This window comes from Anabaena sp. WFMT (assembly GCF_051781005.1).
GTDB lineage: Bacteria > Cyanobacteriota > Cyanobacteriia > Cyanobacteriales > Nostocaceae > Anabaena.
The window spans coordinates 624,065-642,443 of record NZ_JBPWOA010000002.1; the positions used below are offsets into that span (position 1 = coordinate 624,065).

Annotated in this window: 15 protein-coding genes; 7 read left to right on the plus strand and 8 right to left on the minus strand. The window is 40.3% G+C overall.

All coding sequences use genetic code 11. The features are described from left to right. Positions 1–43: 43 nt before the first annotated feature. Positions 44–808, minus strand: coding sequence for a hypothetical protein (locus ACSQ6I_RS03060; RefSeq protein ID WP_438888819.1), 765 nt, complete (start codon positions 806–808; stop codon positions 44–46). Positions 809–1,044: 236 nt separating this feature from the next. On the opposite strand from ACSQ6I_RS03060, the gene ACSQ6I_RS03065 reads away from it, so the two are divergent. Further along, positions 1,045–1,245, plus strand: coding sequence for a hypothetical protein (locus ACSQ6I_RS03065; RefSeq protein ID WP_438888820.1), 201 nt, complete (start codon positions 1,045–1,047; stop codon positions 1,243–1,245). Then, the gene (locus ACSQ6I_RS03070) at positions 1,245–1,505 is read left to right on the plus strand and encodes a ParE family toxin-like protein (protein ID WP_438888821.1); all 261 of its coding nucleotides are present in this window, start codon (positions 1,245–1,247) and stop codon (positions 1,503–1,505) included. Before ACSQ6I_RS03065 ends, ACSQ6I_RS03070 begins: the two co-directional genes overlap by 1 nt. Position 1,506: 1 nt before the next feature. On the opposite strand, the gene ACSQ6I_RS03075 is transcribed toward ACSQ6I_RS03070, so the two are convergent. The 5 genes from ACSQ6I_RS03075 to ACSQ6I_RS03095 all read right to left on the minus strand — a co-directional run bounded on the left by ACSQ6I_RS03075 (position 1,507) and on the right by ACSQ6I_RS03095 (position 8,878). Then, on the minus strand, positions 1,507–1,809 hold the full coding sequence (locus tag ACSQ6I_RS03075) for an AbrB/MazE/SpoVT family DNA-binding domain-containing protein (RefSeq protein WP_438888998.1): 303 nt from the start codon (positions 1,807–1,809) through the stop codon (positions 1,507–1,509). Between the two features lie 40 nt (positions 1,810–1,849). Further along, positions 1,850–2,296, minus strand: coding sequence for a DUF29 domain-containing protein (locus ACSQ6I_RS03080; RefSeq protein WP_438888822.1), 447 nt, complete (start codon positions 2,294–2,296; stop codon positions 1,850–1,852). A 581-nt stretch (positions 2,297–2,877) separates the two neighbouring features. Continuing rightward, positions 2,878–4,713, minus strand: coding sequence for a group II intron reverse transcriptase/maturase (gene ltrA, locus ACSQ6I_RS03085; protein ID WP_438888823.1), 1,836 nt, complete (start codon positions 4,711–4,713; stop codon positions 2,878–2,880). A gap of 645 nt (positions 4,714–5,358) precedes the next feature. Further along, the gene (gene ppc / locus ACSQ6I_RS03090; RefSeq protein WP_438888824.1) at positions 5,359–8,385 is read right to left on the minus strand and encodes a phosphoenolpyruvate carboxylase; all 3,027 of its coding nucleotides are present in this window, start codon (positions 8,383–8,385) and stop codon (positions 5,359–5,361) included. Positions 8,386–8,641: 256 nt separating this feature from the next. Then, positions 8,642–8,878, minus strand: coding sequence for a hypothetical protein (locus ACSQ6I_RS03095; RefSeq protein ID WP_438888825.1), 237 nt, complete (start codon positions 8,876–8,878; stop codon positions 8,642–8,644). 216 nt (positions 8,879–9,094) lie between these two features. Between ACSQ6I_RS03095 and ACSQ6I_RS03100 the strand changes: the two genes are divergently transcribed. The 5 genes from ACSQ6I_RS03100 to ACSQ6I_RS03120 all read left to right on the plus strand — a co-directional run bounded on the left by ACSQ6I_RS03100 (position 9,095) and on the right by ACSQ6I_RS03120 (position 16,082). Beyond that, complete coding sequence (locus ACSQ6I_RS03100; RefSeq protein WP_438888826.1) at positions 9,095–12,106, plus strand: DUF1574 domain-containing protein; 3,012 nt, start codon at positions 9,095–9,097, stop codon at positions 12,104–12,106. A 90-nt stretch (positions 12,107–12,196) separates the two neighbouring features. Beyond that, on the plus strand, positions 12,197–13,696 hold the full coding sequence (locus tag ACSQ6I_RS03105; protein ID WP_438888828.1) for an MBOAT family O-acyltransferase: 1,500 nt from the start codon (positions 12,197–12,199) through the stop codon (positions 13,694–13,696). 52 nt (positions 13,697–13,748) lie between these two features. Next, a complete protein-coding gene (locus ACSQ6I_RS03110) occupies positions 13,749–14,033 on the plus strand; it encodes a type IIL restriction-modification enzyme MmeI (protein ID WP_438888829.1) in 285 nt (94 codons plus the stop codon). Positions 14,034–14,259: 226 nt separating this feature from the next. Then, complete coding sequence (gene rnc / locus ACSQ6I_RS03115; protein ID WP_438888830.1) at positions 14,260–14,982, plus strand: ribonuclease III; 723 nt, start codon at positions 14,260–14,262, stop codon at positions 14,980–14,982. 41 nt (positions 14,983–15,023) lie between these two features. Then, positions 15,024–16,082 carry a Gfo/Idh/MocA family protein gene (locus ACSQ6I_RS03120; protein WP_438888831.1) on the plus strand — a complete coding sequence of 353 codons (1,059 nt, stop codon included), beginning with the start codon at positions 15,024–15,026 and terminating at the stop codon, positions 16,080–16,082. On the opposite strand, the gene ACSQ6I_RS03125 is transcribed toward ACSQ6I_RS03120, so the two are convergent. Both ACSQ6I_RS03125 and ACSQ6I_RS03130 read right to left on the minus strand, forming a co-directional pair. Then, positions 16,079–16,273, minus strand: a complete 195-nt coding sequence (locus ACSQ6I_RS03125; protein ID WP_438889004.1) for a hypothetical protein — start codon at positions 16,271–16,273, stop codon at positions 16,079–16,081. The two genes, ACSQ6I_RS03120 and ACSQ6I_RS03125, sit on opposite strands and share 4 nt — an antisense overlap. Next, positions 16,236–18,236 carry an ATP-binding protein gene (locus tag ACSQ6I_RS03130; protein ID WP_438888832.1) on the minus strand — a complete coding sequence of 667 codons (2,001 nt, stop codon included), beginning with the start codon at positions 18,234–18,236 and terminating at the stop codon, positions 16,236–16,238. The genes ACSQ6I_RS03125 and ACSQ6I_RS03130 overlap by 38 nt, the downstream gene beginning before the upstream one ends. Positions 18,237–18,379: the final 143 nt, after the last annotated feature.

Genomic DNA, 18,379 nt, shown 5'->3' on the forward strand with positions numbered 1-18,379 from the left:
GTGAAGTATATTTAGATCCTTGCAGCGTTTGTTAGCCTTATTCTTAATCAACTTGGAGGAATAAGAAGTTTGCAATGCCATTCTCATCACAAAATCTACCGACATTATCAAGTCTCTCAAGCGTGGCAGGGATAGATACCCTTTCATCTGTTACATTCATATCTGTAAGCATTACTTGTCCATTAGAGATTGGTATGTAATTTCCTTTCTTTTGTTGACAGGCAACTTGAAGCATTGACTTCAAGTTATTTTGTTTTCCAGACTTCGAGCTTACAAGCTCTTCAAGCTCTGAATCTGTCCATAGTGATTTGGAACTCCGATATGTTTTATCGAATTGATAAGTATCCTTATGCCAGATACAGGTAGATGCCCAAGAATCAAAATGAGGTGGCTCTTTCTTCGGTTCGTGCGCCACTATGAAAAGCTCCCAGATAGCTGCTTGTTTTATCCATCTCGACTGTCGTTGTAACTGATGGCTAAAGTGAGAGATATCTGACTTTCCCTGAAAAGAATCCCAACGGTTATCAAAACGTATCCATTTTGCTTCAAAAAGGCATATCCTAGCAGTGTTATTTTGCTTTACTACAATTATTGCATCACAGCCAAATCTCCTTTCATGATGTGTTTGTAATGTTTGTGAATGTGCAAAACATGGTAGCCCATGATAATGCCAAAAATCTCTAATGCCTTGAGTTAAGTTAGATACATAGTCTCTCTCGCTAACTAAAATACGTTTGGTTAGATCAATTCTGCACTTGTTATCTGCTTTATACGCAATTGACGCAATAAGATGAATATCAGGATTCATAAATATTAATTAAAATTCCTTAAAAAGGGCTGTATAATCACCCATTATACTTGGTATCAGTTTGTTTTTCACAGATAATAGTAGACTTTGTAGTTTTTGATGGAGTCGCTAAATTACCTTATGGTATTTAAAAAAGTATCTGTAAATAACTATTGTCAATATCTCGTTGTCACCAGAAAAAAGTATGACAAAATAAAGCTATAATTTTCTCAAGGATAAAGAGGTAAAAACTATTTATGTCAAACATTGAACAAATTGAAACTGCAATTCTCTCACTTCCGTCTCATGATTTTGAAAAGCTGAGACAATGGTTTTTAAACCTAGATTATGAACGTTGGGATGAACAGATAGAACGTGATATTGCAGATGGTAAATTGGAAGCATTAGCGGAAGAAGCAATCGCAGAATTTAAAGCAGGAAATTGCCGCGAAATCTGATGCACTACACAACACAACGATTCTGGCAATATTATAATGCTCTCCCTAAAAGTGTGCAGCAAACAGCGGATCAATGCTATGAATTGCTCAAGGCTGATCCGTCTCATCCATCGTTACATTTTAAAAAGCTAGGTAACAAATATTGGTCAGTTCGAGCAGGTTTAAATTATCGTGCTTTGGGTGTTGAAGTTGAAAACGGCATTTCTTGGTTTTGGATTGGAACACACGCAGAGTATGACCAACTGATTGGTAAGCTGTGATTTAATCACTTAAATACTCCTGTCTGCGTTCCTGAATAAGTTCATCTACCAAGTTTCTATCAGGTGATTTATCTTTTAATAAACCTTTTAATTTCTTAACTTGTTGTTTGAGGCTGACTAATTGCAACTTACCATTATTTTCAAGAGTTAAAATTAATCTATCTCCTGATTCTAAATTCAGCATTTTTTGGATTTCTTTAGGTAAAGTTAAACGTCTTTCTGGTTCGATATCAAGTGTATATTGTTGAGGAATTAGGGAATAGGAAATAGTGTTTTGATCATTTCCATTTGTACTGACAGCGATTAATTTAGTCCATCTTCTGCACCCCTACAATATCAGCGTTTCAAGGCAGCCAATCTTGATTTAATAATTGTTCGAGAGTATATGGACAATCTTCAGGAAAATGAATTATCATACCTGTTTTCTGCTTGACATATTTTAATGCTTTTTGATAAACTTTTAATTGGTTTTCTTGTAAATGATTTCGTAGATTTTGAGTTAAATACTCGTTGAGTTGGTTTCTAAAACTCATAATTTCAGCTTGCCAATGATTGGCGTTATATTCATGTTGCTCTTGCCAATATTGAAGGAGTAATAAATGTCTGATAATTTGTTCTAGAAAACTTTCAACTGTTAATTTGTCTCGACGACTCACCGCTTCTAATTCTTCAATCAAATGCTCTAAGTCGAGATTTTCTAGTTGTTTTTCTTTTAATAGTTTCAAGGTTTGTACTAACCATTTCTCATTATCAACTTCATACAGAGAATATAGTTCACTTGCTTGAGTCATTGCTGTACTCTACTTGCTTGTTAGTAATGACTAAATCTATCCCACTTCTTATTTTGCCACATCATTGGTAAACAAATGGATGATGAATTGTATTTCATTGCGCCGACTCAGTGGAAACTACGGAAGGCGATAAAGGCGGTGAATGAGGTAATGAATGACCGGGAGCAACGCGAAACTGAAAAATGACGGGTTTAGTCGTCAGGTGCGTCAGATGTCAAATGTCTGTTGATTGTTGATGAATTATCGAGTCTGACGCACCCTACAAAGGTACTAGTTGAGTGAGATACAAGAACCCCACCCCCAACCCCCTCATCGCTTGCGATGAGGGGGCTAAGATGTATTTCATTCAATGCATACCGCTATAACAACTAATTGACGGGTAAACAATTCTTCCTTCTTCCTTCGCGTTCTTCGCGTCTTCGCGGTATGCCTTCGGCACGCTATGCGAACGTTTCTTCTTTATTTGTCAAAATGTATTTGACAGACTAGTAAAGTCAGCGACTCCCTTACGAGAGCCACTGCTCTTCAAAACCGTGCTTGAACCTTTAAATTCACACGGCTCCTCAGTGACTTGGTGCTTATCACGCATTCCTCATTACCAACATATCCTCCTCCCAAAACCAGTTCAATTCGGAGGGTGGCTTAGGCTCGGCACTGTTACAGCCAGATTTTCTGCCAGGACTACCATCACTGATAGTCTTTGTGTCGTGGCAATGTCTGTGTAGAAGTTGCCAATTTTTATAATCATCCTTTCCACCTTGCGATTTGGGGATAATATGGTCAATTTCCATCACATCGTTTTCACGGAAAAACAATCCACAGTGGGTGCATTTCCCTTTTTGCCATTTCAAGAGTGATGAGACTCTTGTCGGCATTTCTGGGTTGTTGCCCATTCTTGTACTCCAATAAACCAGGTTCCCGTCAAATGGGGACAGTTCGCCTTTAACTTTTATATGACGCACTATTTTAATGCGAGTATGGTCAAGTAAACGAAATGGATTTTCCCCACCTTCAGAGGTTGCAAATACCCAGTTATCCTCGCCTATGGAATGCCAATATTTCTTTGACACCCATCCCAATGATTTCTTTGGGTGGCGGAACTTTGCCCAAGAGACAAGTTTTTGATACACAAGGTCATCTAACTGAGCGTAGATTTCCTTACTTATGACAGTCGCGTAGTAGTTAGCCCAACCCCTAATGATGGGATTTAGTCGCTTAATGAGCGCCGCTTGCGGTGCTGACTTATGGGAGTCAATTACATCAGCCAGACGGTCATAATGTGCCTTCACTTTTTCTTGACTTGGGGTAATGATGGTTTTAAAACCGAGTAATTCCCCTTTGGTATTTTTACCTGTATGGTGTTTCCCTTTGGGGAACTGACGGATATTAAATCCAAGGAAGTTGAATCCTGGCTTTTCCCCAACAAAAGTTGAAAGGGTATGCGTCAGTCTTGTTTTACTGGGTTTTAATTCCAAGCCTATGCCGATTAACCATTCGGAGATTATTTCCTGGCATCTTTGAACAACGGTTATGTCTTCATGGAGAATTACGAAGTCATCGGCGTACCTGATTAAAGTAGCTCCTGGCTGGTAGCCAGCGTATTGACCTTTCTTGACAATTGTGCGACTAGGAAAGGCACTTTTTATCCGGTTTTCCATCCCGTGGAGGGCTATATTTGCCAAAAGTGGCGAAAGACACCCACCTTGTGGCGTTCCCTCAGATGTAGGAAACAACTGCTTACCATCCATCACCCCCGCTTTTAACCATGCACGAATTTGACGGTGAATGGTGGGAGATGTATTTAATTTTAAAAGCAGTGCCTCATGGTTGATACGGTCGAAACACTTCGATATGTCGGCATCAAGTACAAATTTTTGTTTATACCTGATGGAATTAAAGATTGCCTCGATTGCATCATGACATGACCTTCCGGCTCTGAACCCATATGAGTTAGGTTCAAATCGCGCTTCCCATTCTGGTTCTAACGCCAGTTTGACAAGTGCTTGCAAGGCTCGGTCTTTCATTGTAGGTATTCCTAAAGGTCGCTTTTCATCACATCCAGGCTTGGGAATCCATACACGCCTGGTTGGGCTGACCTTAGCACCCAGCTTTATTTGATTTATCAAGGCAAGACGAAGATTAGGAGTCAGCGATTTAACGCCGTCTACACCTGCCGTCTTTTTGCCGCAATTATCCTGGGTAACTCTACGAACCGCTAACACTCTTGCTGACCAAGAATTCATCAACGTTTTTTGGAGTCTGCGATATGTTTTGACATCGCCACGCTGAGAGGCTCGATAAATTCTCTGTTGCAGCTTATACACTCTACGTTCTAGCTTTCGCCAGTTAATAGAACGCCATTCCGCCGTAGTCTTTAAACTCGTATTAGACATATTTACTGCTACTGGAAACTTCATCTTCCAAATCACCGTGATTCTGTCTGCCTATCCTCATCATTACAATGAGGCGTTTGCTTTTGAATCAATCTTGCCTACTCGTGGTATTGGTTAGCACCTACTCAATTGTTGAAGACTGAGAACATACGAGCGGTTACTTCGTTTCTGATAATCATTGGTCGAGTTTTTAGAGCGGTACTATCCACCGGGTTTAGAGGAAGTGCTTGTTGGTCAACCGGGAACTTGCCAACTCCCCATTATCCTTGCCCTTTTTGGGACTCCCAGCACATAAAGCCTGATTTCGCTGGTTATTCCTGACGATGGTTCAAACGTACCTTCGTATTCCTACTCATGAACTCTTGCTTGATGTATACCGAATTAGGCTTCCAGTATTTAACACCTTTCACCCCCGCTTCAAGGATTGATGGCTAGTCGCTACCTTGGGGGACACAGTTCGAGACTGCGCTCTGTGTGCTTTCACTCCTGCACCTGGAGGATGGGACTTGGTTTAAAACCTCACCCATATGACTATCAAATTGTCAAAGTTATTAAGTAACTTTGCGGGTAATTCTCCACCCTTTTTGGGGTTAGTTTATACCCAACGAATCGCACACTAGGTGGGAATCCGTAATTACGAATTACGAATTACGAATTACGAATTACCCATCAACCAGTATTTCTCATTCCCGCAGCAATACCGTTAATAGTTAACAATGCTCCTCTGAGTAACTCACCTTTGCTGTAACGGGAGTGAATTATTCCAGAAGTGCTGGTGTTTTTGTACTGCCGTAGACGCTTGAGTAGAGAAACTTGGATAAATCCTAAAGGTACAATTGTCCCATTTCTTAACTGTACTGAACGCTGCAAAGTTGGATCACCGTCCAAAAGTCGCTGGTGTCCAGTGATGTTTAAGACTAAATTCCTGGTGAGATAGAATTCGCTGGCAATTTGCTCAAATACTTTGTCAAACCGGGGTTTGTCTTCTGGGTTGGATAATTCATCGACGTAATGACGTGCCATTTCAATGTCTACTTTGGCTAAGGTCATTTCGGCTTTGGAAATTACCATTTTGAAGAAAGGCCACTTGACATAAAAGTAGCGTAGTAATTTGAGGTGTTCTTCTGGTTCGGCGTTTAAAAATTCTTGTAAGGCTGTGCCGATGCCGTACCAAGAAGGTAACAAAAACCTAGTTTGTGTCCAGCTAAATACCCAAGGAATAGCTCGTAAGCTACTTAAGTCTTTTTTACCAGATGGTCTTCGCGCTGGACGGGAGCTAATTTGCAGTTGGCTAATTTCTTCAATGGGGGTGACTTGGTGGAAGAAGTCGATGAAATCAGGTTGTTCGTAAATGAGAGCGCGATAATGCTGACGCGATCGCATTGACAACTCTTCCATGATCTCATTCCACGGTTCAATATCATCAAACCCAGTCCGCAGTAAACTGGCTTGAATGACTGCACTGGTGATGGTTTCTACGTGGTACAAAGCCAAATCCAGCAAGGAGTATTTAGAAGCTAAAACTTCGCCTTGTTCGGTAATCTTGATACGTCCATTAATACTGTGACCTGGTTGAGCCAAAATTGCCTCATAAGCTGGGCCACCACCCCGTCCCACAGAACCACCCCGTCCGTGAAAAATCCGCAGATGTAAGCCGTATTCTTCAGCGATTTTCTGGAGTGATTTTTGCGCTTTGTGAATTTCCCAGTTGCTGCTTAAGAAACCGGAGTCTTTGTTGCTGTCAGAATACCCCAGCATGACTTCTTGCAAATTGGGGTTGAGGGTGGGAGATGGAGAAGCATTTTCGGGTTTAATTGCTTCATAGCCACCCGCTAAGAAGGCGCGATAGAGTGGGAGTTCAAACAGTTGCCGCATGACGCTTCTGGAGCGTTGTAAGTCTTCTACAGTCTCAAATAGCGGTACTACTCTAATTGATCCTACTGCGATCGCAGGATCAAATAATCTCGCTTCTTTGGCTAAGAGCAAAACTTCTAAAACATCGCTGACTTCCCGGCACATACTGATGATGTAAGTCTGACAGATGTTGATGCCAAATTCTTGTTGTAGCGATCGCAAAACCCGGAAAGTTTCAATGACATCGTTGGTTTTTTCTGAAAATGGCAATTCACTAGGAATCAACGGCCGTCTTGTTCGTAATTCCCCGGTTAACCAAGCCACTTTCTGCTCTTCTGAAAGTTCGTTATAGGGTTGGGGTAAAACTTGCAAGTATTCAAGAATCTCATTCAGCGCATCAGCATGACGGGATGATTCTTGACGAATATCTAGCTGGGTGAGGTTAAAGTCAAAAATTTCCACTTGACAAATCAGGGTTTCTAAAGCTCGACAGCCTAAACCCGTTTCAGTCAAATTGTGGTGAACTAATCGCAATTCAGCTAAAAACTCTGCCCCGGAACGGTACATTGGCGCATCTTCATTAGTTGGCGTTTCCCGTTTATATAAAGCCAAATTGCGATCGCGTGTATTTTCTAGCCGTCTCAACACATAAGCCAGTTTCAACCGATAAGGTTCTTGGCGATAACGTAGAGCTAGAGCATCATAGACATCACTCATCGTCGATTGATCTAACTCTAGAGATTCCAGCAAATCTGGCAATACATCACTCCAGTGCATGGAAACACTCAATAACTCAATCAGTTGCGTCACCGACTGAATATATCGCTCTAAGACCATCTTCCGCTGATAACAAGCGGTTTTCCAAGTAACTTCCGGTGTCACCGACGGATTTCCATCTCGGTCTGAACCTACCCAAGAACCAAAGGAGCAGAAATTTGTACTTGGTGGTTCCAGCCAAGGAAATGTTTGTGCTAGAGAATATTTGAGGCGTTTATACAACTGAGGAATGCCATCAAATAACACTTCTTGGAAGTAGTGCAGAGCATAATCGACTTCATCTAAAACCGTGGGCTTAAATTGATGTAGCTCATCTGTCCGCCACCACAGGCGAATTTCTTCCATCAATCGCTCTTTCACCTCTGCCGCCTCCCAAGGATAGCCACCAGAGCGATTTTCTAAGCTATCTAGGTGTTGTAAAAGGTCTACTACCTGTCGCTGTTTATCGCGAATAGTATGACGGACAATTTCCGTGGGGTGTGCAGTGAAGACTAAGCGGATATCTAGTTGAGAAATGAGGCGTTGAATTTGCTGGGGTGGGACATTCAGTTTGAATAACAGGGGAAATAAAGCGGCAAATGTACCCTTTTGTTGACTTGGCGTGGTGTCTGTCCAACTTTGAGATGAGTCTGATCCTAATGACTTGGTAACTGGTAGGTCATCTTCTCTTTGGTTGGTCGAATAAATAATATTGGCGAGATTTACCTGATCTGCGCTGTTTGTATCAGAATAGCGAGTCAGTTGCTGCTTTTGTTCGTATTCCTGCTCAATGATGTTAATCAACTGAAAATACAGAGCAAAGGCACGAGCAGCACGAATGGCTTCGTTGATATTTAGTTGTTCAATCAATTCGACTGCGGAGGCGGCTTGGTTATGGGTAGCTTGTCCTTCTGGTGAACACAAATTGCGTAATTGACGCAATAGATCTACCATTTTTTGTCCGCATTCTTGCCGAAGAACCGACTCCCACAATTCCTCTACTACCTGTAGACGATGACGCAAGAATAATTCCGACATGGGGTATGTATTCGCTGCTGGCGATGAAGAGTATAAAAGGGAACCCATATTCTCCGTTCTGGTAAAGCCAATTACTATTTACAGTGCTGAGTGCTGAGTACTGAGTGCTGAGTAAGAAGAATACTTGCTACTTTCGCAAACAGTAAATGCTCGACCCTTTGTAAGTGGTCTTTTAATTCAGTACGGGCTAAACGCCCCGCTACCGCTAATAGCACTTTTAACTCAGCATTCTTCATAATTCTAGTTTTTTTGTTTGTACTGGATTAGGAATAACCGTAGCCAATAAATGCTTATATATATATTGTTAGCTTTGGTTTAATTCCTGTTCATTTGGGAAATTAAGAATGGGCAAGCGATCGCCCCGAAATACTTCTTCACTGGCTTCCCCTAAGGCTTCTAGTGCTTTACCAGTGGCTTTATCTGCTATTAGCAGCAGTAGTATAGACGCTATGCCTATTTGGAGGAGACAAGATTGGGGAATGTTCAAGAAAGTCGGATTAAATCCGCTGGTCGGTGAGGGGTTTTGGGTTACAGGTGACATTGCTAATTCTTGTTTTTTGGCAGATGAGTAAAATAAATGCAAAACTCAATCTTGATAAGACTTGTAACCTTATAAGACTATCTTTGCCCATTTTTCTAGCTCTAAAGGTAACAAAATTGTTAAAAAAAAACTGCAAAATGTGCTAAATGTATGTTTCTAGTTTACAAGTACAGGCAAAATCCCCTAATACTCGCTTCCTGTTAAAGTTAACTTCCCATGAAAACAGTATCACTTGATCGCCAACAAACCTTAGTGCAATGGGTAAGCCAAGCCACAGGAATCAGCACTTTCGGGGTGAAAGTCCGGTTGCTGGGAAATGACCTGCACATACTTTGTGAAGGTACAGACTGCCCGCAACGTTGGCACACTCTGTCTGATTTGTTGCAAGCACTACAGCAAACAGATTTGGATAGCTTAACCAGTGAGGAACAATCCCCAATATACCAAGTATTGGTCTACGGTCGAAAAAAAGGCTCACACCATCCTCAATGGTGTCACCGGGTTTATTTAAATCAATTAGATCGGCATCTAGAGCAGGTACAGCAAGCCATGTTAGTAGAAGCGGAAAAAACACAACTACCTGGTGGGGCGCTGATTGTCTCTAATGAAAGTTTGGCACGCCAAGGAAATCCAGATGCGATCGCTCGCTATTTGAGTGAAAATCTGAGCAGTTTGGGTGTGGCAGTACAAGTCAAAAGTCTACCCCATAATGCCAAGTCCAAATCTCAAAAAATAGTTAATCGTCTCTGGATATTCTGTCAATCGAGTTATAGCCCAGATGCCACTTTGTTAGCCGAACCAGTAGCCCAAAAATTAAGGCATTTGAAACTGGCTGGTTATGAAGACGCAATCATTGTCTCTCAAGTGAGGGGAGAAATAGACCCTGATTGGCGGCTGCGGGTGGATTTGACTCCACCGGAAACGATGCTGAAAGAATGGGCGCGGTGGGGAGATGTGCAAGCGATCGCTCGATTGTTAACTGAGGTGTTATCAGATTTAAAAATCGCTGTTCAAGCTTCTCTCAAAGAATTTACCCTACATATCTTTTGTACCCCAGCAGTTGATCCTGCAAAAACCGCTCCTGCACCAGAGAAGGAACTGTGTTTACAAATTATTCTCTCTCAGTTAGAAGCGATCGCCCCTCAAGGTATTCTGGCAGCAGCTATCTATGGACAAAAAACAGGCGAACAACAACCCGCTTGGGTAGATTGGTTGTCTTTACCATCCGCCAAACATCCCGCTTTAGCAACATCTACACTAGCCTTAGGTTCTACAGGTGATGAACCAGCCATTGTTTTTTTACTAGAACGCCTACTCAATCCTGACATGGATTGGCGCTTAAAAACTGGTGGTATTCGCGTCCTCCTGCTTCGCAAAGGTGACTTACTACACGTGATGTGTGATGCGCCTAATTGTCCCACACGCCAACAAGTCGCCAGCAAAGTCACTCAATTTGTTCGTCAACTAAATATCCCTGATCTTTTTGGTGTCAGAGTTTACGGTCGTCGTGCCGGTGATAATCAACCTGTGTGGCATCACGGCTTTGATTTTGCACAACGTCACAGATTAGTACCAGAAGCCACACCAGAATTTGCCGCAACCGCTGAATATTTCAGTGAACTAGTCACAAATGAAACTGACGAGCCAATTCTACGTCCTGATTTAACAACCCAGGAAGTTCAAAGTTTCGTCACCGAAGTAGCACAAGATTGGATAGAAACTGCCCACAAAAAAGTTAAAAAATTACTTGTGGGAACTCAATTATTTGCAGAACCCAACCACTCCATCGATCAGAACCCTGATGAACAAGGATTTTTGGCTAGTCTAGTTTGGGTAGCATTGGGATTAATACTCACAATTCAAAGTGATTGGATGTTAGGTTATGTCCTGACTCGTACTGTCTCAAATTCACTCAAACGTAATAGTGCTTTATCCTCACAGGCATCTTTGACATCAGGTGAAGATCCAAATCAGAGAACAACAGCATTTTTTACTAGCAACAACAACATAAAATCTACTCAGGGGCGTAATTCGGGATTTAATGCCTCTGGTTTTACCCAAAATGATGTCGCTTCATCAGAAAAGTTACCAGCTGCACCATTGAAAGCAAAAGCCAGCGCTACTGCTATTCTTTTAGCAGCACGATCTCAAATGCCCAGTTTTAATGCTAGGCAATTAGATGAGCAATTTGCACTTTATAAACAGCGTTTAGCCACAAATGGAAAACCACCAGATATCCTGATTATTGGATCTTCTCGTGCCTTGAGAGGCGTTGATCCCGTTGCCCTTTCTAAAGCTTTGACAACTCAAGGTTATCGCCAAGTTGATATATTTAACTTTGGTGTTAATGGTGCCACAGCCCAAGTTGTAGACTTGATCATTCGTCAAGTTTTAGAACCCTCAGAACTACCAAAACTGATTATTTGGGCAGATGGTTCTAGGGCTTTTAATAGTGGCAGAGAAGATATAACTTTTAACGCCATTGCTGCATCAAAAGGTTATCAACAAGTTTTACAAAGAGCCACGAAACCTGTCATTAGTGATCAACCACCTCAACAACAGATAAATTCTGCTCAAAAGGCAAAAATCAAAAATGAAACATTAGATTTGAATAGCTATCAAGTTGCTAATGATTGGTTAAATCAAGCTGTAATTGGTATATCTGCTAGTTATCAACATCGTGACCAAATTAAAACACTATTACAAAAACAACTCAGCCATTTACCTTTTAGCAATAACAATCAGCAAGTCACAGTTCAGTTAACAAACGATTTAGAAGAAGATAATTCTTTGCAAGCAGTTGATTTTGATGGTTTCTTACCTTTATCTATTCGTTTTAATCCTGCCACATATTATCAAAAATATGCCAGAGTATCGGGAAGTTACGATAACGACTATAAGTCCTTTCAATTAAAAGGTAATCAAGACGCAGCTTTACAATCATTATTAGAGTTTACAAAATCTCAAAAAATCTCCTTAGTTTTTGTAAATACTCCCCTCACAGCCGACTATTTAGACCCAGTCAGAACAAAATATGAACAAGAGTTTCAACAATATATGTTAAATGTTTCTACTACTAATACAAACTTTATTTACAGAGATTTAAGCCAAATCTGGCTCAAAGCAAATGAATATTTTTCTGACCCCAGCCACCTGAACCGCTACGGTGCTTATGAGGTCTCCAAAAAGCTGGCTGTTGACCCCATGATTCCCTGGATTTTTAAATAAGAAGGTGGGGAGGTAGGCGCAGGGTAAGAATTATCTATAGCCTCTTCCCAATAACTTAATGACTAATGACCAATGACCAATGACTAAAAAATGAAGTTTATATCAGTTTTTTACGGACTTTTTCTGCTGAGTATTCTGGGAATTTACTGGACTGTAGCCAATCAAAAATTACGCTTGTGGACTCTGCTCATAGCTAGTATTGTATTTTATTCATCTTGGCATATTCAATATTTGCCATTACTACTAGTCTTGACTTTTATTAACTTTCGACTAGGGTTAGAAATTGGCAAAAATACCTCACCAGGACAACATTCTCAAAACTGGAAAATTTCTAACGAAGATTGGCAAATTGCTCAAGCTGACTGGAATCTTACCAGACTGAAAATTTTGTGGTTTGGTGTGATTTTAAATATAGGGCTTTTACTAAGTTTTAAATATTTGCCTATTTTATTAAAGTGGTTATTTGATTTATCTATAAACTCACCAGAGGCAGCTTTTAAATTAACTACACCTTTGGGAATTTCTTTTTTTACATTTGAGTGCATTGCTTATTTAATAGATGTCTATCGTGGTGCGCCAGCTACTGACCAATTTCTGAACTTTGCTACCTACAAATTATTTTTTGCTAAATTAATTTCTGGGCCTATTACTCGTTACCATAACTTAGCAATTCAATTCGATACAGTAAGATTTCCCACTGCTGATAGATTAGCCGAGGGACTGTGGTTAATTGCTAGAGGTGCAGTTAAAAAAGGTATTCTGGCAGATAATCTGGGGATTTTTGTTGATTTATGTTTTGGTAACTTGCAAAGAGCCGGTAGCGCTGATTTATGGTTAGCTACCTTTGCCTATGGTTTACAGTTATATTTAGATTTCAATGGTTATGTAGATATTGCTCGTGGGAGTGCTTTACTTTTTGGGTTAGTTTTGCCTGAAAACTTTGATTTTCCTTACTTCAGTAATAGTATTGCAGACTTCTGGCGACGCTGGCATATAACTTTAGGTGATTGGTTGCGTAATTACCTATATTTTCCTTTGGGTGGTTCTCGTCGGGGGTTACTTCGCACCTGCGGAAACTTATTAATAGTGATGATAATAGCTGGTATTTGGCACGGTTCCGCCTGGGGTTTTATAATTTGGGGAGCATTGCATGGTCTAGCCTTAGCAGTTCATCGTCTCACAGATGCGATGAGCGATCGCTTTAAAATTTTAAACCTATTTTGGGAAAACCCTATAGGTATAGTTTTTGCTTGGTTTTTAACACAGCTGATGGTTTTCACATCCTGGATTTGGTTCCGTCTTCCCAACGTTCAAGACTCTGCTTTTGTCATCCAACACCTTTGGGGTCATCCTGCTGATGAACAATTTGCTGAAAAAGTCTATGTGGAAGCCCTTAATCTCAGCCAGTACCAACTCTCTTATTTATTGATAGTTATAGCTATTCTGATGAGTATAACCTATGCCTTTAAGCGAGGAATGAAATTAGAATTTAGCTGGCCTATCAAACTTGTTTTTGTCCCTTTATGCTTTTACGCTGTTTGGTTACTAGCCCCTGAAGGTAGCTTACCTTATATCTATTTTGACTTTTAACAACCAGCTAAAACATTTAGAATGGCATTACGGGCATTAAAAATCAAAGAAAATGAAGTATGTCTGTGGAAGATTAAAAAGTGATTACAGCTATTCTAAAGACATAGTTTACAACAATTATCCGTTTCCTGAAAACCTAAATGATAAGCAAAAACAGAAAGTAGAAACACAGAAAATAGAAACAGCCGCGCCAGCAGTTTTAGACACAAGGTCAAAATATCCCGATAGTAGTTTAGCCGATTTATATGATCCGCAAACTATGCCGCCCGACTTAGTAAAAGCCCATCAAACTTTAGATAAAGCTGTAGACTGTGTTACCGTCCGCAACCATTTGTAAATGAATTGAATCGAATTAAGTTTTTGTTTGGTCTATATGAAGCTTTGAATGCTCCTTTACTCAAACCAAAGAAAAAGAAAAGAGCAAAAAAACCAATTAATTGCCAATATAACTAGCTAGGGGTTTAGCATTGCTAAACCCCTACAAAAAATTTAACTGACTTGTATTTATACTTTATTTTAATGCTAAGTTAGGATTTATTAGCTCTTTTTTCTACACTTACTGAATGTCCCGCGTTTATCCTCGCCGTCAACGGCAACTTGAAAGTTTAGTCCAAAAGTTAGGTTTGTCGAAAGATAGTCCGATAAAGTGGCCATTGCTGGATTTGGCGTTAACTCATGCCACTGTGTCTGATTCAGAAAATTATGAACAGTTGGAGTTTGTGGGTGATGCTGTAGTGCGGCTGGTAGCTGCTGTGGTGTTATGGGAACATTACCCTGATTGCTCTGTGGGTGATTTTGCGGCTATTCGTTCGGTGTTGGTGAGCGATCGCATTCTCGCCCAATTAGCAAGAGGATATGGTTTAGAATTATACTTGCTTGTTGCTGGTAGTGCTACCGCTGACCATGTGGGTCAAGAATCACGTCTCGCAGATGCTTTTGAAGCAGTTCTGGGGGCGCTTTATCTCAGCACTCACAATCTTGACCTCATTCGTCCTTGGTTAGATCCCCACTTCCAAGAACTAACGACAGAAATTCGCCTTGACCCAGCTCGACTTAATTATAAAGCGGCTCTACAAGAATGGACTCAAGCTCAATTTAAAGTTTTGCCAGAATATAGAGTTGTGGAAGTTAATCAACCCCACCGCACTCATGAGCGTTTTGTCGCTGAGGTTTGGTTACATGAAAAAATGTTAGGACAAGGCAAGGGACGCTCAATTAAAGCCGCTGAACAGGCTGCTGCTAAAATAGCTTATTTAGCAGTTACGCAAGAGGTGACTAATGAATAATGACTAATAACTAATAACTAATAACTAATAACTAATAACTAATGACTAAAATTAAACTTGCAGTTATCGGTGTTGGACGTTGGGGAGTGCATTTGCTCAGAAATTTTCTGGCACATCCCCAAGTGAGTGTCGTAGCGGTTGTAGACCCGCATTTAGAACGATTGATGGTTATAAAAGAACAGTTTAATTTAGATGAAAATATATTATTAACAACCAACTGGCAGCAAGTGAAGGAGGTATCTGGACTAACAGCAGTTGCGATCGCAACTCCAGCTAATACTCACTATGCCTTAATTAAAGACTCTCTCCAACAGGGATATCATGTTTTAGCCGAAAAACCCCTCACTCTTGACCCAGAAGAATGCCGGGAACTTTGTCAATTAGCTGAACATCAGCAATTGATACTCATGGTTGACCATACTTATTTATTTCACCCAGCAGTTGAACGAGGTCAATCTGTAGTTCAGGGAGGTCAATTAGGGACTTTACGCTATGGCTATGCTACCCGCACTCATTTGGGGCCAGTTCGGCAAGATGTTGATGCACTGTGGGATTTAGCTATTCATGATATTGCCATCTTTAACACTTGGTTAGGCGAATTACCTGTGAAAGTGCAAGCAACGGGGACTGTGTGGCTACAGGGGAGTAGGGAAATAGCAGGAAACACTACATCATCTGAAACTCAAGGTTTAGCTGATTTGGTGTGGGTAACGCTGACTTATGCACATAATTTTCAGGCATATATTCACCTCTGCTGGCTAAATCCTGATAAACAGAGACGGTTAGGAATTGTCGGTAGCAAGGGAAGCTTGATTTTTGATGAAATGTCTCCTTCATCACCTTTAACCTTGATACATGGGGAGTTTGAGCAACAGGGGAATCAATTTATGCCAGTGAATCAATACCAGGAAGTGCTGGAACTAGAAAAGGGTGAACCGTTGGGACGAGTGTGCGATCGCTTTATTACCTCTATTTTCCACAATACACCTTCACTGGTTTCCTCTGGTTGGGTCGGTAGAGAGTTAGTAGAAATTCTCACCGCTTTGACAAAATCTCTGAATCAAGGCGGCAAAATTATCAAAATAATTCCTAATTCCTAATTATAGCGGTATGCACTTGAATGAAATACATCATAGCCCCCTCCCCGCAAGCGATGAGGGGGTTGGGGGTGGGGTTCTTGTATTTCACTCAATCGAGAACCGCTATAAACCCCAACAACCGATATCATGACTTTTTCACCCTTATTTTCTGCCTCATTTACCAGCAACACGCTGTATATCTGGTGTTGCATTCATTTCTTCCTTTGAAGAAGCATAAATATCTGAAGGTTGATCTTGCTGCAAGTTAGAATAACTTCTGACTTTCACTTCATTATTACCCAAATCTCCCTTTTTATCGGAAGTCGGTAATAGAGATATATCAATTAAAGGTAATATAATTTGTACAGTTGTACCTTGGAGAGAACCCAAACTTTCCAGAGTAATTTTTCCTCCCATCAATTCGATTAAATTCCGAGAAATCGCCAATCCTAATCCAGTACCTTCAAACTTGCGTGCGCTTGTGCCACCTACCATCACAAAGGGACGGAATAGTTTATGTTGCTGTTCAGGATCAATACCTATACCTGTATCTTTCACGGAAACTATGACATGAAAGCTGCCATTAATCTGCCGAATGTCAGTACTAATTATGATGCTACCTTGGTCTGTGAATTTAGTAGCATTACCAATAATATTAATGAGAACTTGTTTGAGTTTTCCTTTATCTGCCTTAACTGGTAACAGTTCATCACCTAGCTCGCATTTTAATTGTAATCCCTTTTGCTGCACATTAAGCGATTGTAAATTAATCACCTCTAGTAATAATTGCCGCAATTCCAGAGGTGCTGTCACAACTGAAAGCTTACCTGCTTCAATTTTAGAAATATCCAGTAAATCGTTAATAATACCTAATAAATGAATTGCCGTGTCATCAGCTCGTTTGAGAAATTCTAATTCTTCTTCGCGACTATCACACAAATCATCTCTAACTAAGCGAACACAGTTAATAATAATATGCAGCGGGTTTCTCAATTCATGGGAAGTTGTCGCTAAAAATTGACTTTTAACTTGATTGGCTGATTTGGCTTCTTTCCAGGCTATTTCTAATTCTTCAGCCCAAGCTTTGAGTCGTTCAACCATTTGATCTAAAGCTTGAGCTAGTTGATTAAACTCCCGGATTTTAAAGTTACGGGGAATTGGTTGTGCTGCGTGGTGACTGTGAATATTTAAAGCATAGTCTCTGAGTTCTTCTACAGGCCCCGCTAAATAAGGAGCTAAATAAAAAGATGCCAATAAAGTAGTGCCAATTAAACCAACTGTTAAGACAATGAGGATAAGTTTGATTTCTTCTAATCCATACAATGCATCTTGGACACTAGCGACAGCTAAAATAATCCATTTTTGTTGCTGCTGTTGCGTCAGGGGATTAGGAATCGCTGTATAGCCAGCAATTGATTCTTTATCTTTTGGTAAATTCAACTTGATTGAATCATTATTTCCCTTAATGGCATTTTTGACCAAGTTTTGTAGTTCTTCAGCATCTGAGTAATTTTTAATATTAGTTCCCACTCTTTCTGAAGATGGGTGTGCTAAAATAGTACCATCTTCAGTAATGACTACTAAAGAACCTATTAGTGAGCCTGTCTTATTTTCAATTTGTTGGTGTAATGTGGTCTGAAGAATTAAGGCGTAAGCTAAATTTCCTCGTTGATTATAGACTGGGGCTGATAAAACTAATTGCAGTTGATTTTGGTTGTTTCGCTTACCAGTTGTTCCTGGTTTGGGTGGTAAAATGGCTGTGATTTTGACTTGATCATTAGTAAAAGATAATGGCAATTTGTCAATTGTTTTATCGCCACAACTACTAGCGATAATTTTGGCTCTTTGGATATTTTTGAGTTGAATACAATCAATTTGGGTTGGTAGTTGTTGCGCTAACTGAGTGAGAAATTTTTGGGCTTGAGTTGATGAACCAGACTGAATCACTCTTGTTTGACTAGCACTCAGTAAATTAGTTTTTAGTGCTGCGATCGCATCAGTAATTTTTTCCCCTTTATGGATAGCACTCTCTGTTAAATTTTGCCGAGCAGTATTCAAGAGGCTAGAACGTGCTTTATTTAATGCAGCCATCTCCCCAATTAATAAAACCGGGACAAATAGCAGCAATATTTTGGTTACTAAAATTCGCCGGAAGGACGATTGAAACTTAGCCATCGAGTGTCTCACTTCGCATCTGTAAACCACAACAACAAAGATATGTAATTAGATCGGCTAAATGAGACATTGTATTAATTTATGAAAACTTTATTGTAACTTTTAGAAAATATCAAACTGTGATTTGCTAAAAAGAAACTTGA